Consider the following 21877-nt stretch of genomic DNA (forward strand, 5'->3'; position numbering starts at 1 on the left):
CAGGCCCCGCCGACCGATTGCAAGCGGTCGGCGGGGCCATTGTGGCTCTTGACAGCGGATTGGGTCATATGAGCGAACGTACGCCCGGTTCGAGCATAAAGTCAAAACGGATGACGTTTTGATACTGCTGGCCTGCGAATTCGTTGAGAAGCCAGGTTTTTCCCGTCTGGCGGGCCCCCTTAAGCAGGAGGGGCTTGCGGTTTGCCCTAGATTTCCAAGCGATGAGTTCGTCCATTAGCTGTCGCTGCATACTGCCTCCTAACGATCATGTTTAGTATAAGACTGTTTTGGTCTTTCCATTGAAAAATGTGGGAATGAACCACGTCTTTCCATCGAATAATGTGGGAGGCAATCACGTTTTTCCATCGAATAATGTGAGGGTTTAGGTAGGCATCTGGGGACGTTCTTTTTCTGCCGGCAGTTTGGGACACTCCTTGTTTTGGTGCAAATTAGTTACCCTTGCATCAGAAAACGGCACCCGTCGGCGATGTTGCCGGCGGGCGCCGTTGTCGTGTAGGTGGCTATGTCGTGCGGGCTGCTGTTGAACGTTCGGGCCCGTGCTCTATAGCGAGTCGATAAAGCGCTGCTGGGCGGCGCGGCCGGCTTCGTCCCACTTAAAGACGCCGGCGTTGTCGAGCACGTGGCCAAACACCACGCCGACTTCCTCGTGCAGGATGTCGATGGCGTTGTCGGCTGTAAGCTCGTCGGCGTGGCGGGCAAAGACATCCTTGGCCCATGTGGCGTGGCTGCGGCAAAGGTCGTCGCCCTCGAGCGCGCCAGCAAGGTCGTAGCTGGCATCGGCCTTGGCCGCCAGCAAGTGCTCGCGGACAGCGCCGAGCTCGGGAACCAAGCGCGGCGGCAAAATGGCCAGGCCCATGACCTCGATCAGGCCGATGTTCTCCTTCTTGATGTGGTGGTACTCAGCATGCGGGTGGAATACGCCCAGCGGATGCTCGTCGGTCGTGATGTTGCAGCGAAGCGCCAGGTAGGCCTCGTAGATTTCGCCGCCGGCATTGCCGCGGGAGTCGACGCGGCGGATGACGGGCGTCACGGTGTTGTGCGCCACGCCGTCGGCTGTGTGCGCGATGACGCCCACCGACTCATCGGTCCACTCGCGCCAGGCAAGGATAATCTTCTCGGCGGCGTCGAGCAGCTGGGCGCGGTCGTGCGAGCGCAGTCGCAGCACCGAAAGCGGCCACTGCAACACGGTACCGCTGACCTGGTCAAAGCCGGGCACGCTAAACTGCGAGACCTCGGCGGCATGCATCATGGGGAACTCGTGCGCGCCGCCCTGGAAGTGGTCGTGCGACAGGATCGAGCCGCCCACGATGGGCAGGTCGGCGTTGGAGCCAATGAAGTAGTGCGGGAACAGGTCGACAAAGTCGAGCAGGCAGGTCAGACCCTTGCGGTCGACGTGCATCGGACGATGCTCGGAGCTCATGGCAATGCAGTGCTCGTTAAAGTACGCGTACGGGCTGTACTGGAAGCCCCAGCGCTCGCCGTCGAGCTTAATTGGGATAACGCGCAGATTCTGGCGGGCGGGATGGGCGCCGCCGTCGGCTGCAGCGGAGCGTCCGGGATAGCCCTCGTTTTCGATGCACAGCTGACAGGCGGGATACTTCTCGCCCGTGTTCTTGGCTGCACCTGCCGCGGCGATATCGCGCGGGTCCTTTTCGGGCTTTGACAGGTTGATAGTGATCTCCAGGTCACCCCAGTTGGTGGGGGTGTTCCATTTGATATTGCGCGCGATGGCGGCGCGGCGCACGTAGCCGGCGTCGCAGCACAGACCGTAGAACCAGTCGGTCGCGGCGCGGGGCTCGTTGACGCCCATGCGGCCGTTGAACTCCTCGTTTACAACCGAAGGCCTCGGCATCAGCGCGCCCATGATGCGCATGGCGATGCGGTCGCGGCCCGACGCCGTGTCCTCGGCGGCGCCGTTGGCAACGGCGGCCTCGGCAAGCGCGGCGAGCGTGCCCTCCAGGTCAAAGTCGGGCAGGGTATCGGGGTGCAAGAGCGAAATCTTCTCGGTCTTGAGCGCCCAGGCCATGTCGAGCGCCGGGCCCGTAGCACCGATGCACTCGAGAATGGTGTTATACGCCCAGATGCGATCGTCCTGGCCGATCATCGATCGATGGATGGCATATTCGATGAGGCCCTGCGCGGCCTCGCGCACATCAGTCATTACAGCCATGCCGCGTAAGCCCCCTTGTCAGAGATGGCGTAGTGACGGGCAGAGCCCTCGCCCAGCCAGCCGTTCATCTTGGCAATGAAGGTGTCGACCAGATCGAGCGGCACGAAGGCCTGGATGGTACCGCCAAAGCCGCCGCCGTGAATACGAACGGCGCCACGGCCGTCGAGCACATGCTCGGCAAGAGCAAGTGCGTACATGGAAGGCTGCTCGGCACCCAGTTTGGCAACAACATTCTGCAGGTACATGGCGGAGCTGGCGCCGGACTCGCGCGTCAGGACCAGGAACTGGTCAATGTCGCCGGCGTTCAGGGCCGCCCAGCGCTTATCGACCAGGCCGTTCTCGTACCAGTAGTGAACGGCGCGCAGGCAGGCACGGTCGCCCAGCTTGGCGCGTAGCTCGGGGAGCTTGGCGTCAAAGTCCGCCACGTTTACCTCGCACAGGCGTGCCTTGCCAAACTCGGCAGCGACGTCCTGCATCTCGCGCGGAACGGCGGCGTAGTCGTCGGTAGCTGCCACATGGTCGGCGCCAACCTTAACGAGCACGAGCGCATAACCGTGATCCTCAAAATTGAGCTCGAGCTTCTGGGTTTTAGGCTGAGCCTGGTCCTCAAAGTCCATGTAGGCGAGGCCGCCCAGGCACACAGCGGCCTGGTCCATCAGACCGCAGGGCTTGCCGTAATAGTTGTTCTCGGTGCGCTGGCTCATCTGGGCGAGCGCGACGGGCTCGATGGCGGGTGCGCCCCAGAGCGTCTCCATGGCGCGACCGTATGCCGCCTCGACAGCAGCAGAGCTGGAAAGGCCGCCGCCCGAGGGGACAGAGCAGGTGAAGGCGAAGTCGAAGCCCTGGGGCTCAACGCCAAGGGCTGCGATCTCGTGGGCCATGCCGCGGACGAGGCTTGCGGACGTGCCCATCTCGGACTCCTGAACATCTAGCGTATCGAGCGCGATCTCAAACGTGGGATAGCCCTCGTCGGCAACGCGAACCTTGTTGGAATCGGTTGCCACGGCGATGCCGTCGACGGCGACATCGAGCGAGCCGGCGATGACGTGGCCGCCCTCGTGGTCGGTGTGGTTGCCACTGATCTCGGAGCGGCCGGGCGCGTGCACATAGAGCACCTGGCGGTCGCCGATGGGGCCAAACTCCTCCTCAAACAGCTTGGTGAGCGTGGCGAATGTCTTTTCGTCGGGAGTGGTCATGGGAGTCCTTTCCTTGGCGCGCGAGGGCAAGTTTTGCGTCATTATGAGTACGTTAACAACTTGAGGCGGCATGAACCAAGTGTTCACGATGCCGCACGTTACGGGCTATGTTAACGTACTCATAACACAACACTTGTCACTTTTTGAGAATCTGGTAATCGGTAGAAATACAGCCGTGAACGGTACTGCCGTATGGACTTATAAAGCAGAAGAGATGCAGATAGAAAAAGTAGAGTACGTTAACATGCGTCCGACGATAGCGGGCTTCGGCGCGGAGTGTATTTCTGCCCGGGCCGGCATTCACGCTATTCAGATCTCGCAAGGGTGAAGGTGATCCTGTGGCAAGGCGCCCGTCCAACGATACAGGTACGCGTCCGGTCTCCATGGCCGACGTCGCCCGCGCTGCCGGCGTTTCGCAGCAGACGGTTTCGCGCGTCGCCAACGGCTTGCCCAACGTTAACGAGCAGACGCGCCAGCGCGTGCAGGCCGCTATGCAAGAGCTCGGCTTTCGTCCGAGTTATGCCGGTCGCTCGCTGCGTGACGGCCGTTACCATTCGGTCGGCCTGTGCGTCAACGATGTCACCAAGTTTGGCAACCTCTCAATGATTGACGGCATCGCCAGCGCTGCTCGCGAGCATAATTGCGCCATCACGCTGGTCGAGATGTCCAAGACCGAGGAGTTTTCGCTTGCCGAGGCCACGCGTCGTATGGCCGCATTGCCGGTGGACGGCATCATCATCGGCATGAGCCGCATGGCGCCCGATTTTGAGACGTTTGATCCACTGCCGGGCATTGGCACGGTCATCGTTACCATGTACGCGCACCCGCGGGTGACCACGGTCGACTCCGATCATTACGGCTGCTCGCTATTGCTTATGGATCACCTGTTTGAGCTGGGACACGAGCAGATTCGCTATATTGGCGGCCCGTCGTTCTCGGTCGACGAGCAATTTCGTCGCGCCGGTTGGCAGGATGCGCTCGAGCGTAAACACGTCGAGCCGGTAGAGCCGCTCGAGGGCGACTGGTCTGCCAACAGCGGCTACGAGGCCGGCAGGTACCTGGCCGAGCACGATCACACCATGACGGCGATCTATGCGGCAAACGATCAGATGGCAAATGGCGCGATTGCCGCGCTGCGTGATAGCGGCCTGCGCGTGCCCGAGGACGTGAGCGTGGTGGGCGTCGACGATTCGCTCGATGATTTTGTGGCACACAACGAGCTCACGACCGTGCGATTCGATCTACATCAGCGCGGACGCGAGGTGTTTGAGCATGCGGTTCCCGAGGCGGGTACGGCAGGCAAAAACGTTGCCATTCGTATTCCCGGTCAGCTCATCATTCGACATAGCACGGCGATACCGCGCGCATAGTTTCCGCAGGTCAACGGTGATATGTTGAACATCAATAACAATCGGTAAGGATGTCGGTAGATAGCTGTTGGGATGTAGCCGAGTGCTATGATAGACGGGCTCTTTTGTCTATCTAGGAGGCTTTGCCTGATGGAGATCACCAAGGATATCCGCTACATTGGCGTCAACGATCACGACATTGACCTGTTCGAGGGCCAGTACGACGTGTCCGAGAACGGTATGGCATATAACAGCTACGTTATCTTGGGCGATAAAATCGCTGTCGCCGATTCGGTCGACGCTGGCTTTGTCGATGAGTGGCTCGGCAACCTCGAGGCCGTGCTCGATGGCCGTACGCCCGACTACCTGGTCGTCCATCACATGGAGCCCGATCACTCTGCTGGCATCGCCGCCTTTATGGAGCGCTATCCCCAGGCCCAGATTGTGGCGAGCATGGGCGCTTTCCGCATGATGGTCAACTACTTTGGCACCGACTTCCCCGAGCGCAAGATGGTCGTCAAAGATGGCGACGTGCTCGACCTGGGCGGCCACAGCCTGACGTTTGTCGGTGCTCCCAACGTGCACTGGCCCGAGGTGCTCTTCTCCTACGAGTCCACCGACAAGGTGCTCTTTAGCGCCGACGGTTTTGGCAAGTTTGGCGCCAACGACATCGAGGATCCCGAGGGCTGGGCCTGCGAGGCACGCCGTTACTACTTTGGCATCGTGGGAAAGTTCGGCAAGTTTGTGCAGGCCGTGCTCAAGAAGGCCGCCGATCTGGACATCCAGATCATCTGCCCGCTTCACGGTCCTGTTCTTAGCGAGAACCTGGGCTATTACCTCGACACCTACAACACCTGGTCGAGCTATCAGCCCGAGGACGAGGGCATCACGATTGCCTATGCGAGTGTGTATGGCCATCTGAAGGCTGCCGTTGAGGAGCTCGCTTCTGCGCTCGAGGCCCGCGGCCAGAAGGTTTCCGTCTTTGACCTGGCTCGCGACGACATGGCCGAGGCCGTTGAGGATGCGTTCCGCTACGACCGCCTGGTGCTCGCCTCCATCACCTATCAGGGCGAGATCTTCCCGTTCATGAGCACCTTTATTCACACGCTTGCCGAGCATGCCTATCAGAATCGTACGGTGGCACTCGTCGAGGCCGGCTCCTGGGCGCCCGCTGCCGCCAAGGTTATGACCAAGGAGCTCGAGGGTATGAAGGACATCACCCTGACGCAGAACAAGGTGACTGTGCTGGGTTCGCTCAACGACGCCTCGCGCGCTCAGATCGAAGCCCTCGCCGACGAGCTTTCCAAGTAGCGACACGTTCACTTTTGACGCTCAACCATCACAACCACCACAAAGGGGACAGGCACCTTTGTGGTGGTTTTTGTTTAAGCGCCGGCGATGATGAGGGCTGGACGTGCGCTGTCGGTGGCCTCGGCGATTGAGGTGGCGACGGCATGATCGGGGTCACGGTCCATCACGATGGTGTCGACATCAGTCAGTTCGGCAAAGCGGTACATGCCGCGTCCGTTAACCTTGCTAGCGTCCATGAGGGCGACGCTTTGATGGGCTCCGGCGATCATAGCTGTTTTGGTCTCGGCCATCTGGGGAAAGTCGGTCGTAAAGCCGCAGCCGGGAACAAAAGCGCCAGGGCACATGACGGCAAGATCGGCGTGGACCATTTGGAGAGCCTGCATGGTAAGTGGGCCGTACAGATAGCGATGACCTTTGCGCAGCGCCCCGCCCAGCATGACGACATCGACCGAGGGCATGCTCTCGTCAATATAATCGGCGATGGTAATGTCGGCCGTGATAACGGTGATGCCGTCGCGCTGATCAAGGAGCCGGACGAACTCGAGCGCCGTGGTGCCCGAGTCGACGAGCAGCGTGTCGCCGTCATTGACGAGCTCGATGGCGCTTTGCGCGATGGCCTGCTTGGCGGCGACGTTGACATTGATGCGGCGATCCTGCGTGGAGACGGTCAGGCGCTTGTGAAGCGAAACGGCACCACCATGTGTGCGGCGCAGCTTGCCTGCTTCGGCGAGCGCGTCCAGGTCGGCGCGGGCGGTGACGGAGGACACGCCAAAGGTCTGGGCGATTTCTGCTACCTGCACCGAGGCGTTGTGCTCGAGCATTTCCATGATGGCGGCGCGGCGTTCGTCGGCAAAAGCACGGTTGGTAGCTTGGGTCATGTCTGCTCCATTCTCGGCTAAATTTGCAGGAATTGTGTTGACTCTATTTTCGTTCATTTTCTTTTTGAGTAAGAAAACACCTTTCGATTACTTATCTTTTCTATAAAAGAAAGACGCTCAACGCCCAAAATTCAATATCGAACACGCCCACTCGGCTCCAATTCCTTCCGTTTACTTTTCAAAAACGACGGTATTGACCTGCATGGGCTCAATATCTCGCACGTGCAAAGACGCTGAATTTCATACAATGAGCGCAGTAAAACGCAAGGTAAAACGCCTTGTGAACAACTACGCCCGATGTCCAAATGCGGGCGAGGGAGAGGAGCAAACGCTCATGGCACTTGTTACCACCGAAAAGATGCTCAAGGACGCTCAGGCCGGCCACTACGCTGTTGGCGCTTTCAACGTCGAGAACCTCGAGTTTGTTATGGCCGTTCTGGCCGCTGCCGAGGAGACCAAGTCCCCCGTCATCATGCAGACCACCCCGGGCACCATCAAGACCGCTGGTCTGGACTACTTCTACGGCATGGTCAAGGCTGCCGCCGAGCGCGCTTCCGTGCCCGTCGCCCTGCACCTCGATCACGGCGATGGCTATGACCGCTGCATGCAGGCTTTCCGCACTGGCTACACCTCTGTCATGATCGACGGTTCGCACGAGTCCTTCGAGGACAACATCGCCCTGACCAAGTCCGTCGCCGATGCTGGCCGCGCCATGGGCGTGCCCGTCGAGGCTGAGCTCGGCAAGGTTGGCGGCAAGGAGGACGACGGTCCCGCGGTTGAGGGCGAGAGCCCCTACACCGATCCGGCCGAGGCCAAGGAGTTCGTCGAGCGCACCGGTTGCACCTCCCTCGCAATTGGCGTTGGCACCAGCCACGGTGTGTACACGAGCGATCCGCACATCGAGCAGTCCGTGGTCAAGGCCATCCGCGACGCCGTCGACGTGCCGCTGGTTCTGCACGGCACCTCTGGTGTGCCCGATGAGCAGGTTGCCGAGGCTGTGAAGAACGGCATCTGCAAGGTTAACTACGCCACCGAGCTGCGTCAGGCCTACACCAAGGGCTTCATGGCCTACATGGCCGAGAACCCCGCTTGCTTCGATCCCAAGAAGCCGGCCAAGGAGGGCATGCGTGAGATCACCGAGCTGGTTAAGATCCGCATGACCAACCTCAACTCTGTGGGCAAAGCAGAGTAACAGCAAGGGTACTCCGACTCGCTACATATCCCGGGGAGGGACGAGGGCTTAGTTCCCCAATCGTCCTCGGGCATGCAAAAAGCCTCGCTGCGCACTTCGTGCGGCGAGGCTTTTTGCCCCCTGCGGAAAGATTGGGGAACTAAGCCCTCGTCCCTCCCAGGTTGACCTACTCGAGGTCGTCGCCCTTGTGGCGTTGGGGCGGAAATGGGTGGGGCGTCAGGGCTTCTTTGTTGATGAGGGGTTAGTATGCTCGGGCTTGGTTGGGGAATGACTTGTTTAGGGATGCTTGGAGTTTTTCGAACGATGCTCGCAAGTTAAGATTCTGATCGGTTGAGCGTTTGGGTTTTGAGGTTGGGGAGTCGAAGAGGCCGTTTCTCTGTGTCGGGGGGAAGGAGAAAAGGTCTGCATGTTTTAGGGATGGCTGCTGTGCTGCGTCATTGGAAGAATGCATGCTTATGCGGCCTCCTCGATGTCCACCAAAAGGTTGCGCACGGGGTGTGCTGCTAGGCCCCGTGCGTTGGCAGTATTATGCCGCGGCTGTTGCAAAGAAGCGCTAAAGAAAGGCTTAATCAAGTTTGATGTAACAATGAAACCGCAGGTCAAGGCCATCGAGTAACACTCTTGAAAGGTTTTGAGCTTAAGGGCTTTCTAAGGTTTGTGGCGCGGATGTGGCTCGCCTGTGTGGGGCGTGTGGGCGGCTCGTTCCTAGTGCTGCGGCTCTGCGGCCCGCACCTGCTCGATGACCTTTTCCATGGTGGCGTTGATGCGGTCTTTTTTGAGCTCGCATTCCCAGATGGTTATGGGTGTCCAGCCCATTTGAGTGAGTGCTGCCACGGCGGTGCGGTCGCGCTCGACGTTGCGACGGAACTTTGCCTCCCAAAACTCAACGTTGCGCTTGGGCTTGCTAGGGTTGCACTTGGGGCAGCGGTGCCAAAAGCAGCCGTTGACGAAGATGGCGATTTTGCGTCCGGGGAAGGCGATGTCGGGCTTGCCGGGAACCTTCCATTCCAAGCGATAGCCCGTAAGGCCCGCTGCGCGCAGGCGCTGGCGAACGAGCAGCTCGGGCTTGGTGTTGGCGCGCTTGTTGCCCTTCATGGACTTTTTGATGGCGGCGCGACGGCGGACCAGTTCGCGCTCGTCGGCGGAAAGGTCCGAGGTATCGATGCCGTCGAGCAGACCTGGTTTGGGGCGCTTCTTGCTGCGGCGCTTAGGTGCGCGCTTGGGTTTGGCGGCGGGTTTGTCGGCCGTGTTGGGCGCGGCGTCATCGGGGGCGCCGTTGGCCTCGAGCCGGTCTTCCTTCAGCTCAATCAGAGCATCGATAAGCCCTTTGTCGGCGGGCATCCACTCAACCGTGGCAAGCGAGGTGCGCGGAATCCAGCGGATATCGAGCTGGCGGTCGTGCTTCTGGGGCTCATCGGATTCTTTAGCCAGCGAGCAGTAGTAACACTCCATTGAGAGATGAAAATCGGGGTAGTCATACTCAACGGTGTAGAAGTCACGCAGGTTGGTGACTTTTACCTGCAGCTCTTCCATGAGCTCGCGGCGTACGGCGTCTTCGGGCGTCTCGCCGTGCATGAGCTTGCCACCTGGGAACTCCCAAAGTCCCTGCATGTCGCCGTAGCCGCGCTGCACGGCCAGTAGCTCGTTGGATCCTTCCTTGCGAATGATCCCAGCGGCAACATGAACAGTCTTCAACAGGAGTCCTCTCTCAACATCAACACGTGACAGGCTAGTTACCCGCACCTTACACAACGGTAAGGCAAGCGTAAGCCATATCGATGGTAGCCGACTCGGCTTCTTGCGACTATAGATGCCGTAGACTAATCGCAAGAAAGGACTCGGTATGCAAACCACGCACATGGCGACCCCGGTACTGGAGGTCGCGCATCTCGAAAAGGTATATGGAGCGCTGGGCAACGTGACCCGCGCGCTCAACGACGTCAGCTTTACGGTCAACCGCGGCGAATTCGTCGGCATCATGGGCGCTTCGGGCTCGGGCAAGTCGACGTTGCTCAATTGCGTGTCGACCATCGATAGCGCTACGAGCGGCACGATCCGCATCAACGGTCAGGACGTGACGCGCATGAAGCAGGCCAAGCTCTCGCAGTTCCGCCGCGAGGAGCTCGGCTTTATCTTCCAGGACTCCAACCTGCTCGATACGCTCACGGCACGCGAGAACATCGCCCTGCCGCTCACCATCGCCCGCACAAACTCGGCAGAGATCTCGACCCGCGTGCAGGATGTGGCAGCGCGCCTCTCCATTAGTCAGGTGCTCGACAAGTATCCCTACCAGATGTCCGGCGGTCAGCAGCAGCGCGTTGCCGCGGCTCGCGCACTCGTCACCGACCCCACCATGATCATGGCCGACGAGCCCACCGGCGCCCTCGATTCCAAGAGCGCCCGCCTGCTGCTCGAGAGCCTGGAGGCCCTTAACCGCCGCCTACGCGCTACCGTGCTCATGGTCACGCACGACAGCTTTGCCGCCAGTTACACGAGCCGTGTGCTGTTCATTCGCGACGGCAAGATCTTCACCGAGCTGCGCCGCGGCGACACCGACCGCCGAGAGTTCTTCGACCGCATTATGGAGGTCGTTGCCATGATGGGCGGTGAAGGCTCCGATGCTCTGTAAACTCGCTTGGGGCAACGTCCGCCGCGCCGGCCGCGACTACCTCGTCTACCTTTTGACGCTCACCCTGGGCGTCACGGTCTTCTATGCCTTTAACACCATCTCGATGCAGGTCGACATCGCCGGAATCGATGAAAAGGGCTTGGCGCAGGTTATGGGCAGCATGCTCGGCGACCTGACGTACTTTTTGGCCGGTGTCATGGCCTTTTTGATGGTGTATGCCAATAACTTCATCATGAAACGCCGCAAGAAGGAGTTTGGCCTGTATCAGGTGCTCGGCATGGGGCGTGGACGCGTCGCCACGATCATGGCGCTCGAGACGGTGATTGTCTCGGTCGTGGCCTTTGTCGCCGGCATTGTGCTGGGTGTGGGACTCTCCCAGCTCATGACGTTCTTTACGGCCTCGCTCTTTAAGACGCAGATCGCCAATTTCCACTTCTTTTTCTCGGTGCATGCGTTCAACCTGACCCTTGCCTGCATGCTCGTAATGTTTGTGCTCACGCTACTGCTGAACCTTCGCGCCGTGCGTCGTACCAAACTTATCGAGCTTATGGGTGCCGAGCGTCGCAACGAGAGCATCAAGACACGCAACCCCTGGATCGCGATTGCCATCTTTGCCGTGGGCGTGGCGCTTGTGGGCGTGGCCTATTACCGTCTGCTACGTGATGGGTTCCCGCTAACCGCGACGGACAGCAAGCTGCAAGAGGCCATGAACCAGTTTGGTATTACGACCGCTATGGTTACCGTGGGCACCTTTGCCCTGTTCTGGGGACTCTCGGGCATGCTCATCAAGCTGCTGCAGAGCCTGCGCGGCGTGTATTGGCGCGGCCTCAACATGTTTACCGTGCGCCAGCTTGCGGCCAAGGTCAACACGGTGTGCTTTTCGATGGGCGTCATCGCGATGCTCCTGTTTTTGGCCATCACCTCGGTGACGTGCGGTATGTCGATTGCCAACGTGATGAACGAAAACCTGGAGCGCTATAATCCGGCCGACATGTCGCAGACGTATATCTATTACGCACCCGATACGCTCGACTACTACAAAGAGTATGTCAATCCGTCTGAGGCCGATCGCATGGTGCTGGCCGATAGTACGGTCGATTTGTACTCCGCATGGCACGGCAAGGGCAAGTCGGCGGGCAACAACGACGAGACCGGCAAGAAGGTCAATATCGCCGATGTTGCCGGTGAGCATGTGCAGATCGATTCGTATCTGAGTTACCCGGTTGGCGGCTCGAATCCTTCGGTGACCCCAAGTGAGATGTGCAAGATCATGGGCGAAAAGCTTCCCAAGGCGTTCGGGGGTAGCAATGCCGATGCGATGGGTCTGTTTGTGACGCCGGCGAGCCAGTACAACAAACTGCGCCAGATGATGGGCGAGGAGCCGGTGCACATCGGTCACGACCAGTATCTGCTCACGTGTGATATGGGCGGCGAGCTGGTCGACCTGTACACCAAATACATGGCCGGCGGCCATGCCCTTACCTTGGGCGGGCATACGCTCAAGCCCGCAACCGATAAGTCGGACGAAGATACGGCGGCCATCGCCAACTCGGCGATGGGCAGTAATCCGGGTACCGTCGTCGTTGCCGACGAGCTGTTGTCCCAACTTAATCTGCAGCCGTATTCCAGTAGCCTGCTCGTTAACTACAAGCAGGGGATGGATACGACCGAGGCAGACGAGAGCATTAAATACACTGTGCTCGACAATCTGCTCGTTGACGGCAAGGAGCCGGGGTCGTGGGGAACCTTCATCACACGCTCCGAGATGTATACGCAAGCAGCGCAAATGAACGGTCTTATTAGCTACCTAGCCATCTACATCGGCTTTGTACTGGTTGTTGCATGCGCGGCGATTCTATCGATCCAGCAACTCTCCAACGTGGCCGACGGCAGCCGCAGCTATCGTGTGCTGGCACAGATCGGCTGCGACGACCGCCAGATTCGCCATTCGGTGATGGCGCAGCAAGCGGTATTCTTCCTGTTCCCGCTGGCAGTGGGCCTGGCGCACTCCTTTGTGGCACTTAAGGTGATTATCGAGTTGGTGAGCATTTTCGGAAATATGAGCATCGGCGGCACCGTGGGCCTCACCTGTGCAATCTTCCTGGCAGCATACGGTGGCTACTTCCTGGTGACCTACCTCATGAGCACCGGCATGGTGCGAGCCGCCATAGCCACCCGCTACAGCGAGTAACAAGCGGGCAAAATCGTCGCAAAATCAGAGGCGTATGACCGCCGCGAAGGGACCAGGGGCCCTTTCGCGGCGGTTTTTGCCTATCTGGGGGTGTCTCGGATGCAAGTGAGTAGACTTTTTTGAACCTGCCGAGCACATCGCGACAAATGATCGATAAAACCGCAGGTCAGAACTGTGGCGTTTTGGGGCGTGCTTGGCCTCCTGCAAAAAGCCTACTCACTTGGTTTTTCTGCTAGAAGACCGCCACGAGGGAAGGCAACTCCCCCGGGTAGTCGTTGAAGAACGTCCCCAATGACTACAAGGAGCGTCCCTAGCTGCCGCATCCGGAGCAAGACAACGCCGCAGGTAGAGGACGGACAGCGAGCGGGTCGCATTTGAGACAAGGTGACGTGAAACGAAAGGGCGCTGACCTTTTGGTCGCGCCCTTGAAGTTGAACGTCAGATTGTCCAAATGCGGCCCGCGCAGCGTCGAGCCGTTACGGCGTTTGGTAAAACGCCGTAACCTACACCCGCTCCGCGATCTCGTGGATTAGGTAGTCGGTCTTTTCCCAGCCCAGGCACGGGTCGGTGATCGACTTGCCAAAGACGCCGCCGTCGACCGGCTGGTTGCCGTCCTCCAGGTAGGACTCGATCATAAAGCCCTTGACCAGCTTGGAGATGGACTCGTTGCGGCGGCAGCTGTCGAGCACTTCCTTGCAAATGCGATACTGCTCCAGCGGACGCTTGCCCGAGTTGTCGTGGTTGCAGTCGATGACCGCTGCCGGATTGGCATAGCCGGTGTGCTCGGTATAGCGCTCGGCCAGGCGCTCGAGGTGCTCGTAGTGGTAGTTGGGGTAGGTGCGCCCATCGAGACCGATGTAGCCACGCATAACGGCGTGCGCGAGCGGATTGCCGTCGCACTCGACCTCCCAGTTGCGGAAGATGAAGCTCTGATGCGCCTGCGCGGCGTAAATGGAGTTGAGCATAACGGTGGTAGAGCCGGCAGTGGGATTCTTCATGCCGACGGGTACCGAAATACCGCTCGACACCAGGCGATGCTCCTGGTTCTCGACTGAGCGCGCACCCACGGCAACATAGCTCAGCAGGTCAACGAGGTACTGGTAGTTGGACGGATAGAGCATCTCGTCGGCGGTGAAGAAGCCCGTTTCCTCAATAACGCGCAGGTGCATATGGCGGATGGCCTTGACGCCCTCGAGCAGGTCGTCGGGAGCCTCGGGGTTGGGGTTGTGCAGCAGGCCCTTGTAGCCGGTGCCCTTGGTGCGCGGCTTGTTGGTGTAGACGCGCGGAATGATGATGAGCTTGTCCTTGACCTCCTCGGCGGTCTTGGCCAGTCGGTTCATGTACTCAAGCACCGAATCCTCGCGGTCGGCAGAGCACGGGCCGATGATGAGCACCTTGCGTGCGTCCTCGCCGGTAAAGACCTTGGCGACCTCGGCGTCAAATGCCTGCTTTTTGGCGGTAAGCTCGGCAGAAAGCGGCATTTCCTCGCGGATCTCCATGGGGATCGGCAGCCTGCGTTTGAATTCCATGGCCATAGGGGTCTCCTCAATCAATAGAAAGAGCAATAAGCGTATTGTCGAATGCTCGGCATTATCCGCTGTCGCACGCTAAAGTGCAAGCCCTCGTCACCCCAAAACCTGCCAAAAAGGGACAGGTTTATTTTGGCAGGTTTTATCTGGGCAAACGTCGGCGAATGCCGGGAGGGAGCGGCGCCGCGCGGGACCCTAAGGCTGTTGTCAGTTCCCCAGGAAATACCCTGTGGGCAAAAAATGCCAAATATGAGTACGGTTGCTATCTTAGTATCATATTGCCTTCGCAAAATAATAGACATAACAGCAAAATATGTTTATTAACGCAAACATATATAAGTCCGCTATAGGGCTGTTTGATCAATTTAGGGACGCGTGTAAGCCGTGAAAACGGCATTTGGGGCTGTTTTGGCTGTTACTAAAAAGGTAACAGTACTCATATTTGCCCTTTTTTGCCCACGGGGCCTCGAAGGGGCTGCCAATCAGGTCCCAGGGGAGACGGTTTGAGGGCCGCAGAGCAAAAACGGGGGCGCAGGTTGTCCTGCGCCCCCGTTTTCTGGGCATTGCGGTTGTTTGCCGCCGGTTGTTACGCCGCCTCGTCGAACTGCGAGTTATACAGGTCGGCGTAGAAGCCACCCTGGGCGAGTAGCTCGTCGTGTGTGCCCTTCTCGACGATGTCGCCGTCGCGAATTACCAAGATCACGTCGGCGTTGCGGATCGTGGACAGGCGGTGCGCGATGACAAAGCTCGTGCGGCCCTGCATCAGCGCATCCATGGCGCGCTGGATGAGCTCTTCGGTGCGGGTATCGACGTTGGAGGTCGCCTCGTCCAGAATCAGCGCCGGGCGGTCGGCCAAAATGGCACGGGCGATGGTCACGAGCTGGCGCTGACCCTGCGACAGGTTAGTGCCCTCCTCGTTAATCATAAAGTCATAACCGCCGGCAAGCGTATGGATAAAGTGGTCGCAACGTGCGGCGCGCGCGGCGGCTTCGACCTCGGCATCGCTCGCATCGGGGCGTCCGTAGCGGATGTTCTCGCGGATGGTGCCGTTAAACAGCCAGGTATCCTGCAGCACCATGGCAAACTCGCCGCGCAGCGCCGCGCGGTCCCAGTCGCGCACGTCGACGCCCTCGACACGCAGCGAACCGCCGTCCACATCGTAGAAGCGCTGCAGCAGCTTGATGAGCGTGGTCTTGCCGGCGCCGGTGGGGCCGACGATGGCGATGGTCTGGCCGGGTTGCGCCTCGCAGCTAAAGTCGTGGATGATGGTCTTGTCGGGCGTATAGCCAAACTTGACGTGATCAAACTCCACATGGCCGGGGCGCTTTTCGGGAATCTGCGCGTCGGCCTTCTGCTCCTCCTCGGGCGCGGCCAGGAACTCAAAGACGCGCTCGGTGGCGGCAGCCATCGACTGCATCGTGTTGCTCACATTGCCCAGCTGCTGCACGGGTTGCGTAAAGTTGCGAACGTACTGGATAAAGCTCTGGATGTCGCCGGGCGTGGCATTGCCGGTCAGTGCGAGCTGCGCGCCCACCACGACGACGCCCACGTAGCCCATGTTGCCCACCAAGCTCATAAGCGGCATCATCAGGCCCGACAGGAACTGCGAGCGCCAGCCACTAATAAAGAGGCGGTCGTTTTGACGGTCGAACTCCTCGATTGAGGCCTCGGCGCGGTCGAACACCTGGATGACGTTCTGGCCGGCAAAGTCCTCCTCGATAATGCCGTTGACGGCGCCCAGAACCTGCTGCTGCTCTCGGAAGTACGGCTGCGAGAAGTGAATCATCACCATCAAGATAATTGCGGCTGCCGGTAGCGTGAGCACGGTGACGCCGGTGAGCGGCAGGCTGATCGAGAGCATCATGATGAGCACGCCGATAATCTGCGTGACCGACGTGATAAGCTGCGTCACGCTCTGGTTGAGCGACTGACCCAGCGTATCGACGTCGTTGGTGATGCGGCTGAGCACATCGCCCTTGCTGTGACCGTTGAAGTAGCTCATCGGAACGACAGCGATCTTGGCGGCGATCTCCTTGCGCATGCGATAACAAATCTTTTGCGTGACGCCGGTCATGAGCCAGCCTTGGATCAGGCTGCAGACAGAACTCGCCAGATACAGACAGAGCAAAAAGCCGAGCGTCTTGGCGATCCAGGCAAAGTCGACATCGCCGGTGCCGTTGACCTTGGCAACCAAGCCCTCGAACAGTTTGGTGGTAACCTGGCCGAGCACCTTGGGCCCCACAATGTTAAAGATGACCGAGCACACGGCAAAGGCGACGGCGGCAAACACGGCAATCTTGTGCTGGCCGATATAGCCGAGCAGCTGCCTCATGGTGCCCTTAAAGTCCTTGGCCTTTTCGCCGCGACGCATGCCGCCCATGCGGCCCATGGGACCACGCTGGCGGGTGGGCTTGGGAATCTGAGTCTTGGTCTCGTCTGCCATTAGCGCTCGCCTCCTTCCGTGACGGCTGCAATTTCTTCTTGGGTAAGCCCCAGCTCCTCGGCGGAAAGCTGCGACTGTGCGATCTCCAGGTACGCCGGGCAGCTGTGCAGCAGCTCCTCGTGCGTGCCGGTGCCCACCACATGGCCGTCGTCGAGCACGATGATCTGGTCGGCGTGCATGATGGTTGCGATGCGCTGGGCCACGACCACGAGCGCGGCGTCGGTAACGTTTTTGGCAAGCTCTTCGCGCAGGCGAGCGTCGGTCTTGTAGTCGAGGGCGCTAAACGAATCATCGAAAACCACGACCTCGGGCTTTTTGGCCAACGCGCGGGCGATGGCCAGGCGCTGGCGCTGACCACCCGAAACATTGGAGCCGCCCTGGCTGATGGGGGAGTCGTAGCCGCCCTCGCGCTCGGCGATAAAGTCCTCGGCCTGTGAGATGCGCGCGGCTTGGCGCATGTCATCATCGCTTACCATGTCGCCGGCAAACTTGAGGTTGCTCTCGACAGTGCCCGAGAACAGGCGCCCCTGCTGCGGGATGTAACCAATGCGGCGACGCAGCTCGGAAAGGGTCATGTCGCGCACATCGACGCCGTCGAGCGAAATGCTGCCGCCCGTGACGTCGTACAGGCGCGGAATCAACTGCACAAGCGTTGACTTGCCCGAGCCCGTGGAGCCAATGATGCCGAGCATCTGGCCGGCGTGCGTGGTGAAGTTCACGCTGCTAATGACATCGGCGCGGGCATCGGGATACTGGAAGCTCACGTCGCGGAAGGTGAGCTCGCCGCGCGGCGCGCTGGCAGCAGGCAGTTTGGGCGAGACAGGGTCGTTGATACTCGTGGGGCAGGTGATGACCTCTTCCACGCGCTCGGCTGCGACCTCGGCGCGGGGCAGGATGACCGAAACCATGGTGAGGATCATAAACGCCATGACGATCTGCATGGTGTAGGAGATGAACGCCATCATGTTGCCGACCTGCATCACGCCGTCGGACACGCCCTGCGCGCCAAACCAGACGATAAGCACGGTGATGCAGTTCATGACGAGCATCATGAGCGGCATCATAAAGCTCATGGCGCGGTTGGTGTAGAGCTGCGTAGTCATCAGGTCGAGCGACGCCTTGTCAAAACGTTCGAGCTCATGCTCCTCGCGGTTGAACGAGCGGATGGGCATAAGGCCGTCGAGCAGCTCGCGGGCGGTAAGGTTCACACGGTCCACAAAGCTCTGCATCTTTTTGAACTTGGGCATGGTGAGGCCCATAAGCACGCCGACGACGGCCGAGACCGCGATGATGGCCACGGCGATGGTCCACTCCAGGCCGGTGTGGTTGGCCAGGACGCGCATGACGGCGACGATGCCCATGACGGGAGCCATCAGGCACATGCGGATAAACAGGGTTGCGGCCATCTGAATCTGCTGAATGTCGTTGGTGCAGCGGGTGATGAGCGAGGCCTGGCTAAACTTGCCCACCTCGGCCGGCGAGAAGTGCATAACCTTGTTGAAGGTCTCGCGGCGCAGGTCGCGTGCGATGGAACAGGCGGTGCGCGAAGCCACGGCACCGGTCAGGATGGTGGCGACGAGCGACACAAGGCACAGACCAAACATCGTGGTCGCCATGCGGCCCAGGTAGGCGTTCTGCACGTCGGCGGGGTCGATGCCCTGCGCCTTGTACTCGTCCTGCACATAGCTCACGGCACGTTGGGTCACGATGGAGCCCGACATGGAGCCCATTTTGTCCGCCATATCGTTGGCGCCCTCGACGAGCTTGTCTTGGTCGATTAGGCCGCCTTCAACGCTTAGACGCAGGCTCTTCATGGTGATCTTGCCACCGTCGGCATCAATCTGTTTTTGCATGTTCTGCGCCGCAGCGGCCTTCTGCTGCATCTCGGCGAGTTGCTCGGGCGTCATCGCCGCCATCTGCTCGGGCGTGGGCATGGCCTGAGCGGCGCCGCCATCGCTTGCCTCGGTAGATGCGCCGGTCATGTCGCCCATGGAGTTGGCATCGATGCCCTGGTTGAACGAAAGGACGACAGTCTCGGGGAGGCTCATGATGTCGGCAATCTTGCCGCCGTCGGCGCGCTCCTCCTCGGTGCCCTTGTACGTTCGAATGCCGTTATTGTCCGCCTTGCCAAACACGGCCTCCACAGCTTTGGCGTCCTTGGTGCTCATAAAGAGTTCGAGGTCGTCGAGCGATTTGGCGCGAATGGTGTCGGGCACGGGCGAGGCGATGCCGCCTTGCTGCACGCCCACGTCGACGATGTCGCTCATATAGGTAGGCAGTGCCAGATCGGCGTTGCAGCTGATTACGATAAGTACGATAGCTGCAAACAGTGCCGGGACATGTTTTTTAAAGAGCTTGAGAATCCTCACTCGGCATCTCTCCTTTCTTGATTGCGGTCGATAATTTCGTTGGCACGTCTAAGAAGGCGCACCATCTCTTGGGTATCTGTTTCGCCAAGCTGCTCGAGGAAGGCCGCGGTGCGGTCCTCGAATTCCCGACGTTTGATTTCGAGATCCTGGAATCCTTTGTCGGTCACCGTGACGTGTACGCGACGACGGTCGGTCTTTGAGTGCTCGCGCTCGATCCAGCCCTTGGCCTCGAGGGCGCGCAGGATATTGGCGATGCGGGCGCTCGAGACCCAGGCACGATCGGCGAGTTCGCTCGGCGTGAGCGAGCCGCCGGCGCGCATGAGGGCGCGCATGACGGCCATCTCGCCGCCGAGGGCTTTGTCCGCAAAGCGCGAAATGCGCTGATGCATGCTGCCGAACTCGGTAAGGAGCTGACGCCCAAGCTCACGGAAATCGGTATCTTCCACCGAAAACCCCTAACACTAGAAACTATTTTCGGTGGAAGATGATACCCCAATACGCGGGCCTCATACAGTGGGCAATATTAAGAGCTCATTAAGACTTAAAATCATTCAATTGATGAAGCGTTTCAAATAACTATTATACACGCGGTTAGGCGAGGGGTTGTCACCACCATGACGACTGGGACTCATATAATCGCCACGTGCGATGCTCCAACTTCCCGCAAGGAGACACCTAAATTAAAGGGGGATGGAGTCATGGCATTTGACTTCACGGGCAAGACCGCGATTGTCACGGGCGGCACTCAGGGCATTGGCCTCGAGATCGCCAAGGGCATCGTCGCGGGCGGCGGACACGTCGCGCTCATCGCAAGGAACGCTGCTAAGGGCGAGGCCGCGGTGGCCGAGCTTGGCGAGGGCAACAAGTTCTATCAGCTCGATGTCGCTGATGCACCCAAGGCGCGCGAGACCGTCGAGCAGATTTTTACGGACCTGCCGCAAACCAACATCCTGATCAACTGCGCCGGTGTCATCAGCACCAAGAAGTTCGACGAGATCGATGACACCGAGTGGCGCCGCACTATCGATATCAACCTCAACGGTACCTTCACTATGATGAACGCCGTGTACCCGCACTTTAAGGCGGCGCATGCCGGCACTATCGTCAACGTGAGCTCCGTTGCTGGCAAGATCGGCGGCGGCCTGCTTGGCACCGCTGCCTACGCGAGCTCCAAGGCCGGTGTCAACGGCCTTACCAAGGCGGTCGCCAAGGAGGGCGGCAAGTTTGGCGTTCGCTGCAACGCCGTGTGCCCGTCGCTCACGTTGACCGATATGACCTCGATTCTCTCTGACGAGAACTCTCAGCGCATCATCAACGGTATTCCTCTGGGCCGCGCTGCCCAGGCCAGCGAGCCTGCGCAGATGGTGCTGTTCTTCGCTTCCGACCTCGCCAGCTTCGTGAACGGCGAGATCGGTGACTGCGACGGCGGCATCGTCCTGGACGGGTAATACCCCGCGATGATTATTCGGCGACGGCTCCTGCGACTCGGGACCGTCGCCTTCTTTCTGACATAGGCGCGTGCGGCTACGATTCGCATGCATCCAAAGGAGATATATATGAGTGAATCGACTGCGGTGGAGGCGCCGGCGGCAAAGGAGCCGTTCTTTAAGATGTCCTCCATCCCGGGTGCCAATATTTTGGTGCCGCTTTTGCTGGGCTGCCTGCTCAACACGCTATTCCCCGACCTGTTCAAAACGCTCGGCAGCTTTACGCTTGGTATGACCCAGCAGGGCGCAGGCCCGCTCGTGGGCGCTTTTTTGCTCATCGTCGGTACGACGATTTCGTTTAAGAGTGCTCCTGCCGCCGCTGCACGCGGCGCCATCATCATCGCCGTCAAGCAGATCGTGGTCGTTGCCGTGTCGCTGCTCATCCTTTATGTGTTCAACGACAACCTGTTTGGCATCTCTGCTATGGTGATGCTGGCGGCTTGCACCGGCGCCAACAACGCTATGTACGCTGGTCTGATGGGCACCATGGGCAATGAGGCCGAGCGTGGCGCCGTCGCCATCACCACGCTGGTTGTCGGCCCTCCGGTCACGATGATCGTGCTCGGCGCTGCCGGTCAGGCTCCGATCGGCTGGTCGCTCGTGGGCGCCATCCTACCGATCGTCGTCGGCATTATTCTGGGCAACCTCTTCCCGAGCTTTAAGAAGATGATGGCACCGGCACTTTCCGCCGTCATCGTGCTCGTCTTCTTTGCCATGGGCTCGACCATGACCTTTGGCCAGCTCATTAATGGCGGTCTCCCCGGTATTCTGCTCGGCGTGATCTGCTCGGTGGTCTTTGCAATTCCCGTTATCGCGGTCGATAAGCTCACGGGCGGTACGGGTGTCGCAGGTGCGGCCATTTCGAGCTGCGCCGGAGCCAATGTGGCCACGCCTGCTGCCATGGCAAGCGTCAACGAGGCCTTGTATGGCGGTGCGGTGCTCGCGACGGCTACGGCACAGGTTGCTGCCTGCGCAATCGTGACGGCTATTTTGACCCCGCTGGTCACCAGCTGGTGCTACAAGCATTTTGAGGGCCAGGGCAACGGCGATAGCAAGACAACGACCGACAAGGCCGCCGCAGCCGCCTAATGCCAAGCGGCAATCAAAGCTAA

The 21877-nt window shown here is 59.7% G+C and carries 16 protein-coding genes; 7 read left to right on the forward strand and 9 right to left on the reverse strand.

Going from position 1 to position 21877, the window contains the following annotated elements:
- Positions 1–64 precede the first annotated feature (64 nt).
- The 3 genes from AAA069_RS09360 to AAA069_RS09370 all read right to left on the reverse strand — a co-directional run bounded on the left by AAA069_RS09360 (position 65) and on the right by AAA069_RS09370 (position 3387).
- Positions 65–250 carry an AAA family ATPase gene (locus AAA069_RS09360; RefSeq protein ID WP_349128198.1) on the reverse strand — a complete coding sequence of 62 codons (186 nt, stop codon included), beginning with the start codon at positions 248–250 and terminating at the stop codon, positions 65–67.
- Between the two features lie 312 nt (positions 251–562).
- Complete coding sequence (locus AAA069_RS09365) at positions 563–2191, reverse strand: UDP-glucose--hexose-1-phosphate uridylyltransferase (RefSeq protein WP_349128199.1); 1629 nt, start codon at positions 2189–2191, stop codon at positions 563–565.
- The gene (locus AAA069_RS09370) at positions 2182–3387 is read right to left on the reverse strand and encodes a galactokinase family protein (protein ID WP_349128200.1); all 1206 of its coding nucleotides are present in this window, start codon (positions 3385–3387) and stop codon (positions 2182–2184) included. Before AAA069_RS09370 ends, AAA069_RS09365 begins: the two co-directional genes overlap by 10 nt.
- Before the next feature lie 383 nt (positions 3388–3770).
- Between AAA069_RS09370 and AAA069_RS09375 the strand changes: the two genes are divergently transcribed.
- A complete protein-coding gene (locus tag AAA069_RS09375; protein ID WP_349128208.1) occupies positions 3771–4757 on the forward strand; it encodes a LacI family DNA-binding transcriptional regulator in 987 nt (328 codons plus the stop codon).
- A 129-nt stretch (positions 4758–4886) separates the two neighbouring features.
- On the forward strand, positions 4887–6047 hold the full coding sequence (locus AAA069_RS09380; RefSeq protein WP_349128201.1) for an FprA family A-type flavoprotein: 1161 nt from the start codon (positions 4887–4889) through the stop codon (positions 6045–6047).
- A gap of 74 nt (positions 6048–6121) precedes the next feature.
- Here the strand turns inward: AAA069_RS09380 and AAA069_RS09385 are convergent, their stop codons facing one another.
- On the reverse strand, positions 6122–6925 hold the full coding sequence (locus AAA069_RS09385; protein WP_196032999.1) for a DeoR/GlpR family DNA-binding transcription regulator: 804 nt from the start codon (positions 6923–6925) through the stop codon (positions 6122–6124).
- 334 nt (positions 6926–7259) lie between these two features.
- On the opposite strand from AAA069_RS09385, the gene AAA069_RS09390 reads away from it, so the two are divergent.
- Positions 7260–8117, forward strand: a complete 858-nt coding sequence (locus AAA069_RS09390; protein WP_022095149.1) for a class II fructose-bisphosphate aldolase — start codon at positions 7260–7262, stop codon at positions 8115–8117.
- Positions 8118–8822: 705 nt separating this feature from the next.
- Here AAA069_RS09390 and vsr read toward each other — a convergent pair.
- Complete coding sequence (vsr, locus tag AAA069_RS09395; protein ID WP_349128202.1) at positions 8823–9812, reverse strand: DNA mismatch endonuclease Vsr; 990 nt, start codon at positions 9810–9812, stop codon at positions 8823–8825.
- Positions 9813–9975: 163 nt separating this feature from the next.
- Here vsr and AAA069_RS09400 point away from each other — a divergent pair, with 163 nt between their 5' ends.
- Both AAA069_RS09400 and AAA069_RS09405 read left to right on the forward strand, forming a co-directional pair.
- A complete protein-coding gene (locus AAA069_RS09400) occupies positions 9976–10746 on the forward strand; it encodes an ABC transporter ATP-binding protein (RefSeq protein WP_155813824.1) in 771 nt (256 codons plus the stop codon).
- Positions 10736–12937, forward strand: a complete 2202-nt coding sequence (locus AAA069_RS09405; RefSeq protein WP_349128203.1) for an ABC transporter permease — start codon at positions 10736–10738, stop codon at positions 12935–12937. The genes AAA069_RS09400 and AAA069_RS09405 overlap by 11 nt, the downstream gene beginning before the upstream one ends.
- A gap of 503 nt (positions 12938–13440) precedes the next feature.
- On the opposite strand, the gene AAA069_RS09410 is transcribed toward AAA069_RS09405, so the two are convergent.
- The 4 genes from AAA069_RS09410 to AAA069_RS09425 all read right to left on the reverse strand — a co-directional run bounded on the left by AAA069_RS09410 (position 13441) and on the right by AAA069_RS09425 (position 19724).
- Positions 13441–14472 (reverse strand): 3-deoxy-7-phosphoheptulonate synthase, encoded by a 1032-nt coding sequence (locus tag AAA069_RS09410; RefSeq protein WP_349128204.1) that lies wholly within the window; start codon positions 14470–14472, stop codon positions 13441–13443.
- A gap of 580 nt (positions 14473–15052) precedes the next feature.
- Positions 15053–16909 carry an ABC transporter ATP-binding protein gene (locus AAA069_RS09415; protein WP_349128205.1) on the reverse strand — a complete coding sequence of 619 codons (1857 nt, stop codon included), beginning with the start codon at positions 16907–16909 and terminating at the stop codon, positions 15053–15055.
- Positions 16909–19278, reverse strand: coding sequence for an ABC transporter ATP-binding protein (locus AAA069_RS09420; RefSeq protein ID WP_349128206.1), 2370 nt, complete (start codon positions 19276–19278; stop codon positions 16909–16911). Before AAA069_RS09420 ends, AAA069_RS09415 begins: the two co-directional genes overlap by 1 nt.
- Positions 19275–19724: a MarR family transcriptional regulator gene (locus AAA069_RS09425; protein WP_196033011.1), complete on the reverse strand. Its 450-nt coding sequence runs from the start codon at positions 19722–19724 to the stop codon at positions 19275–19277. Before AAA069_RS09425 ends, AAA069_RS09420 begins: the two co-directional genes overlap by 4 nt.
- A gap of 252 nt (positions 19725–19976) precedes the next feature.
- On the opposite strand from AAA069_RS09425, the gene AAA069_RS09430 reads away from it, so the two are divergent.
- Together AAA069_RS09430 and AAA069_RS09435 are read left to right on the forward strand one after the other, a co-directional pair.
- On the forward strand, positions 19977–20726 hold the full coding sequence (locus tag AAA069_RS09430) for an SDR family NAD(P)-dependent oxidoreductase (protein ID WP_006234857.1): 750 nt from the start codon (positions 19977–19979) through the stop codon (positions 20724–20726).
- Between the two features lie 108 nt (positions 20727–20834).
- Entirely contained in the window at positions 20835–21854 is a 1020-nt protein-coding gene (locus tag AAA069_RS09435) for a 2-keto-3-deoxygluconate permease (protein ID WP_230318716.1), read from the forward strand.
- The last annotated feature ends 23 nt before the right edge of the window (positions 21855–21877 follow it).

Source organism: Collinsella sp. CLA-SR-H006 (assembly GCF_040097075.1).
Taxonomy (GTDB): Bacteria; Actinomycetota; Coriobacteriia; order Coriobacteriales; family Coriobacteriaceae; genus Collinsella.